General features: G+C 72.8%; 6 protein-coding genes. 5 read left to right on the top strand and 1 reads right to left on the bottom strand.

Features of this window, described 5'->3' with window-relative positions; translation table 11 throughout:
- Positions 1-55 precede the first annotated feature (55 nt).
- Positions 56-628 carry a hypothetical protein gene (locus tag Q0283_RS00030; protein ID WP_183527256.1) on the top strand — a complete coding sequence of 191 codons (573 nt, stop codon included), beginning with the start codon at positions 56-58 and terminating at the stop codon, positions 626-628.
- 41 nt (positions 629-669) lie between these two features.
- On the opposite strand, the gene Q0283_RS00025 is transcribed toward Q0283_RS00030, so the two are convergent.
- Positions 670-2,262: a DASS family sodium-coupled anion symporter gene (locus Q0283_RS00025; protein WP_183527263.1), complete on the bottom strand. Its 1,593-nt coding sequence runs from the start codon at positions 2,260-2,262 to the stop codon at positions 670-672.
- A gap of 163 nt (positions 2,263-2,425) precedes the next feature.
- Between Q0283_RS00025 and Q0283_RS00020 the strand changes: the two genes are divergently transcribed.
- The 4 genes from Q0283_RS00020 to Q0283_RS00005 all read left to right on the top strand — a co-directional run.
- Entirely contained in the window at positions 2,426-3,178 is a 753-nt protein-coding gene (locus Q0283_RS00020; protein ID WP_298041844.1) for a sulfite exporter TauE/SafE family protein, read from the top strand.
- A gap of 96 nt (positions 3,179-3,274) precedes the next feature.
- Positions 3,275-4,594, top strand: coding sequence for a DNA recombination protein RmuC (locus Q0283_RS00015; RefSeq protein ID WP_298041840.1), 1,320 nt, complete (start codon positions 3,275-3,277; stop codon positions 4,592-4,594).
- Positions 4,595-4,680: 86 nt separating this feature from the next.
- Complete coding sequence (locus tag Q0283_RS00010; protein ID WP_183527268.1) at positions 4,681-5,235, top strand: NADPH-dependent FMN reductase; 555 nt, start codon at positions 4,681-4,683, stop codon at positions 5,233-5,235.
- A 317-nt stretch (positions 5,236-5,552) separates the two neighbouring features.
- Positions 5,553-5,808 (top strand): DEAD/DEAH box helicase (locus Q0283_RS00005; protein ID WP_298041843.1); only part of this gene is annotated, 256 nt, incomplete at its 3' end.

The raw sequence follows: 5,808 nt of genomic DNA, 5'->3' as shown, positions 1-5,808 counted from the left end.
GGGGCCGCCCGGGGGTGGTTGTCCTTCGCCTCCGGACACCGATAGCGTCGAGGACGTGACTGAGCAGCCAGAGCAGACCCCGTCCCCGTCCACCGACCCCGCCGCCATCCCCGGGGCCGCGGCCCCGCAGGGCCAGCAGGAGGCTCCGGGCACGACGGCGAATCCAGGCCTGGTGCCCGCCGGCACCGCCCTGCCCGAGGGCCAGCCGCAACCGCCCTCCGAGCGCATCTCGCCCCTCGTGTTCCTGGCGATCGAGCAGGCCCTGGAGTTCGCCTCCGAGGGCGCCGACGTGGCGCCGTTCCTGCTCGGCTACGTGGACGAGGAGCAGAAGGGCATGTGGCGGCTGCCCGGGGCGGACGAGGCGCAGATGCGCGAGCAGATCGCCCAGCTGAGCCCGCGCCCGCACCTGGCCGTGTCCGTGTTCGACGCCCGCCTCGAGGTCAACGGCGAACCGCACGACGCCTTCGTGCTGGAGGCCTTCGACGACGAGGAGGACCGCTCGGCCACCGTCATCCAGCTCTACTCCCCCGCGGCCGCCGGGGTCGCCGAGGGCGCCGAGCCGGGACAGGCGGAGCCGATCGGCGCCCCGCAGCTGTACGCCAACGGGGAGAACGTCCTGCGCGCCTGAGTCCGGGCCCCGGGGCCGTCCTCACACGGGCCCCGGGGCCGTCAGAACACCAGCCCGAAGGCCCACACCCCGAGGGTGAGCGTGGTCAGGGTGATCAGGACGACGCCCACGAGGTTCAGGTACAGGCCGCCCTTGATCATCTGCCCGATCGTGACGTACCCGGAGCCGAAGGCGATGGCGTTGGGCGGGGTGGCCACCGGCAGCATGAAGGCGCACGTGGCGGCCAGCGCCACGGGGATGCACAGCAGCAGCGGGTCGACGCCCACGCCGACGGCGACGCCTCCGGCCACCGGCAGGAACGTGGCGGCGGTGGCGGTGTTCGAGGTGATCTCCGTCAGGAACAGGATGGCCACGGCCATCACGGTCACCAGCAGCCACACCGGCAGTCCGCCGAGGCCGGAGACCTGCTCGCCGATCCAGTCGGCCAGGCCGGAGGCGCTGAACTGCGCCGAGAGGGCCAGGCCACCGCCGAACAGCAGCAGCACGCCCCACGGCAGCCTGACCGCGGACTCCCAGTCCAGGAGCCGCACGCCCCGGGCGGCCCCGGCCGGCAGCAGGAACAGCAGCAGTGCGGCGAGCAGGGCGATGCCCGCGTCGCTGATGAGCCCCTCGAAGGCCAGCGGGACGATGATCCAGGACGCCGCCGCCAGGACGAAGACCACCAGGACACGGATCTCCCCGGAGGACATGCGGCCCAGCTTGGACAGCTCGTCCGTGATCAGTTCCCGGCCGCCCGGGATCTCGGTGATCTCTGCCTTGAACAGCACGCGCGTCAGCAGGAACCAGACGATCACCATCATCACCAGGGACAGCGGGACACCCACGAGCATCCACTGCCCGAAGCCGATCTCCACCCCGTGGGCCTGGGCCATGTAGCCGGCCAGCAGCGCGTTGGGCGGCGTGCCGATCAGCGTCCCGAGGGACCCCACGGAGGCCGCGTAGGCGATCCCGAGCATCAGGGCGGTGCCGAAGTTCGAGGCGATCACGGCGTCCTTGACCTCCGCGGACCCCGGGTCCGAGCCCTCCTCCACCGGGTTGGAGGAGTCCTTCGCCACCACCAGGGTCAGGACGGAGACCCCGATGGGGATCATCATCACGGCCGTGGCGGTGTTGGACACCCACATGGACAGGAAGCCCGTGGCGATCATGAACCCGGCCACCACGCCGCCGGGCTTGGTGCCCATCGCCCGGACGGTCACCAGTGCGATGCGGCGGTGCAGGTTCCACCGCTGCATGGCCAGGGCGATGATGAACCCGCCCATGAACAGGAAGATGATGTTGTTCCCGTAGGACGCGCCCACGTCGTCGACGCCGATGTCCTGCCCCAGGGTGGGGAAGGCGATGAGCGGGACCAGGGCGGTGGCCGGGATCGGGATCGCCTCGGTCATCCACCACACGGCCATCAGGACGGCGACGGCCGCGGTGAGGCGTGCGTTGTAGGCCAGATCCTGCGGGAGGGCGAGGAAGACGATCCCGGCCAGCACCAGGCCCGCCGCGAGGCCGATCCACCGCCGCAGGTTCAGGCTCCGCGCCTCCGCCGGCGCCCGCTCACCCGGTGACTTCTGGTCGATCTCCCGGCCGTCGTCGTCCCCGGCAGGAGCCTGCCCGGCCCGGCCGTCCTGCTGCCCCGTCATGTTCGACATGGTGCGATGCCCTCTCCTCGTCCCGGTGTGCTGTCCGGACACACTAACGTGTGATCCGGGCCATACCGATGGCCCGCCCGGCGCCCGGCAACGGCGCGGCGGGGGTCGGACGAGGGCGCCCGGACGCTCCGGGGGGACGGGTGGACGCGTGCCGATGGAGTCCGGGATCGCGCTCGCCGTCGCCGCCGTCCTGCTGGGCTGCGTGCTGCAGCGCACGAGCGGGATGGGCGTGGGGCTCGTCGTCTCCCCGGCGCTGGTCCTGCTCATCGGGCCGGCCCAGGGCGTGTTGCTCACCAACGCCACCGCGGTCGTCTCGGCGGCGCTGATGACCGTCGCCGTCCGTTCCGACGTCGACTGGAGGCGGTACGCCCGCATCGCCCCCGTCGTCGTCCTGGGCGCGCTGCCCGCGGCGGTGCTGGTCCGCGCGGCGGGGCCGGGCTGGCTGGAGCTGATCATCGGGGCGGTCCTGCTCGTCTCGGTGGGCGGCACGACCCTGCTCCCCCGGCTGCCCGAGGTCCCGGAACGTCCGGCCGGACTGGCCGCGGGCATCCTGGGCGGCTTCCTCAACACCGCCGTCGGCGTCGCCTCGCCGGCGTTCCTGGCGTACGCCCGGGTGACGTCGTGGGGCCACCGCGGGTTCGCCGCGACGCTGCAGCCGATCTTCCTGACCCTCGGGCTGGTCTCCATCATCGTCAAGGTCCTGCTCGGGTCCGCCCCGGACGCGGACCTGTCCTCCTGGCCCCTCATGCTCGCCGTCATGGCCGCCGTGCCCGTCGGCGTGCTGCTGGGCGGTGTGCTGTCGCGCCGCTTCTCCACGACCGGCGCCCGCCGGCTCGCCGTGGGCGTCGTCGTCCTGGGGGCCGCCGGCACGCTGGCGCGCGGCGCCGTCCAGTTGCTGGGGGCCTGAGGCGCCCGGGCGGACCGCCCGCCGGGCGGGCCCCGGTACGCCGTCACGACGGCGATGCTCACCTAACCTGTCCACCGCCTCTGGCACGGTGGGGACATGGAGACTTCTGTGGTGTTGGTGGTGGCGCTCGTCTGCGTGGTGGCCGGGCTGGTGGTGGGCGCCGTGCTCGGCGCCTGGTTCGCGACCCGCCAGGGACGGGACGGGGCACAGGCGTACCGGGAGGAGTCCCAGCACCTGCGCGGAGAGCTCGCCGAGGTCCAGGCGGCGCTCGCCGCGGCGGAGGCCGAGAGCCGGGTGCTCACCGCCGAGCGCACGGCGGACCGGGACCGGGCCGAGGTCGAGTCGAGGGTCCTCACGGCCCTGGCCCCGGTCGGCCAGCGGCTGGAGATCCTGCAGCGGCAGGTCGGCATGCTGGAGCGGGACCGCGTGGAACAGTACGGCCAGCTCTCCGAGCAGCTCAAGACCGCCGCCGAGACGGACACGGCCCTGCTGGTGAACACCAGGTCTCTGGTGGCCACCCTGAAGTCGACGTCGGCCCGCGGGCACTGGGGCGAGGTCCAGCTGCGCCGGGTGGTGGAGGCCGCCGGCATGCTGGCCCACACCGACTTCGCCGAGCAGCAGGTGCTGCGCGGGGACGAGGACCAGGTGCTCCGCCCGGACCTGGTCGTGCGGCTGCCCGGGGGCAAGTCACTGGCCATCGACGCCAAGGCCCCGCTCGCCGCGGTCCTGGAGGCCGAGGAGCTGGCCGGTGACCCGTCGGCGGAGGCCGCCGGACGGCGCCGGGACCTGCAGCGGTCCCACGCCCGGGCCGTGCGGGCCCACGTGGACGCCCTGTCCGCCAAGGAGTACTGGCAGGGACTGGAGCACTCCCCCGAACTGGTGGTGTGCTTCCTGCCCGCGGAGTCCTTCCTGGCCTCCGCCCTCGAGGCCGATCCGGCGCTGCTGGACCATGCGTTCTCGCGCAACGTCGCCCTGGTGGCACCGGTGTCCCTGCTCGCGGCGCTGAAGTCCGTGGCCTACGCCTGGCGGCAGGAGACCCTGACCGAGAACGCCCGGTCCCTGTTCGAGGCCTCCCGGCAGCTGTACCAGCGCCTCGGCACCCTGGGCGGGCACGTGTCCAAGCTCGGCGGCTCGCTGCGCTCCGCGGTGGAGAAGTACAACGCGATGGTCGGCACGCTGGAGTCCCGGGTGCTGCCCTCCGCCCGCCGCATCGGTGACCTGGACCCCACCCTGGGCGAGGGGTTGGCGCCGCTGAAGCCGGTCGAGGCCACGCCCCGGGTGCTCTCGGCTGCCGAGCTGCTGGACGAGGACTTCCTGGCGGGCAACGCCTCCGGATCCGGCGTGGACACGGGTGCCGCCACCGGATACGGCGCTGTGAGGGACATCACCACCGCGACGGGGACGCGGCCGGAATAGTCCGGCGTGAGGGCTGGTTGACATGATCGAGTCGTTGAAATTTCAACGACGCGATCCATCGCCTCGACCGTCTGGAAGGACATCCCATGCGCATCGGCTACATCGTCGGCTCCCTGGCCCAGAACTCCATCAACCGCCGCCTGGCCAGGGCCCTGAGCACCCTGGCCCCGGAGGGCGTGGAGTTCTTCGAGATCGGCATCGGCGACCTTCCGTTGTACAGCTGGGACTTCGACGCCGACTACCCGGCCGCGGCCCTGGACTTCAAGGAGACCGTCTCCGGTGCCGACGCCATCCTGTTCGTCACCCCGGAGTACTCCCGCTCCATCCCGGCCGCGCTGAAGAACGCCATCGAGTGGGGCGCCCGGCCGTGGGGCCAGGCCGTGTGGGGCGGCGTGCCCGCCGCCGTCATCGGCACCTCCCCCGGTGGCACCGGGACCGCGATGGCCCAGCAGCACCTGCGCAACATCCTGGCCCACCTGGACATGAAGACCATGGGTCAGCCGGAGTCCTTCATCCAGGCCCGCGAGGGTGCCATCGCCGACTCCGGTGAGATCCAGGACGAGACCCTCCTGCCGGTCCTGCAGGGCTTCGTCGACGCGCTGGTCGCCCACGTGGACGCCAACGCGCGCGTCTCCGCCTGATCCCAGACACCGTCTCACCCGGGACCCCTCACCCAGGGCGCTCCCGTCCCCCGAACCCCCGGCCGCTCCCCCCGCGCCGGGGGTTCGGCCTTTCGGCCCGCTGACGTGGGTGAAGACGGCCGCCGGGCGGCGATGCCGTAGACTGGTCACAGCCAACCGGGCTGGAGCCTTCCTCCCCGGTGCCGGCCAGCACCGCGATGAGTGGCTCCTGTCATGCCGCTCCGCCCGTGCCAGGGCCGGGTCTTTCTTCCACCCGGACGGATCTCAACTTCGTGACTTCTCTTCAGCATGCCGCCGTGACCGGCGGTACCTCCACCGTGCCCTCCTCCTCGGACGCCGCCGCCAGCGGTTTCACCGAGCTGGGCCTGCCCGCCGGCCTGGCCGCCGCGCTGGCCCCGCAGGGCATCACCACCCCCACCCCCATCCAGGCGGCCACGCTGCCGGACTCCCTCACCGGCCGGGACGTGCTCGGCCGAGGCCGGACCGGTTCCGGCAAGTCCTACGCGTTCCTGCTGCCGCTGGCGGCCCGCCTCGACGGCGAAACAGAGGCTGTCGTCCACGCTGGGGCGCACG

The organism is uncultured Citricoccus sp. (assembly GCF_937871995.1).
Taxonomy (GTDB): Bacteria; Actinomycetota; Actinomycetes; order Actinomycetales; family Micrococcaceae; genus Citricoccus.
The sequence above is the reverse complement of the archived record's forward strand: the minus strand, read 5'-3'. Positions and strand labels throughout refer to the sequence as shown.

Excerpts from the sequence above, each read along its gene's own strand:
- Q0283_RS00015 (WP_298041840.1), top strand. The coding sequence starts at position 3,275 with ATGGAGACTTCTGTGGTGTTGGTGGTGGCGCTCGTCTGCGTGGTGGCC.
- Q0283_RS00010 (WP_183527268.1), top strand. The coding sequence starts at position 4,681 with ATGCGCATCGGCTACATCGTCGGCTCCCTGGCCCAGAACTCCATCAAC.
- Q0283_RS00025 (WP_183527263.1), bottom strand. The coding sequence starts at position 2,262 with ATGACGGGGCAGCAGGACGGCCGGGCCGGGCAGGCTCCTGCCGGGGAC.
- Q0283_RS00020 (WP_298041844.1), top strand. The coding sequence starts at position 2,426 with ATGGAGTCCGGGATCGCGCTCGCCGTCGCCGCCGTCCTGCTGGGCTGC.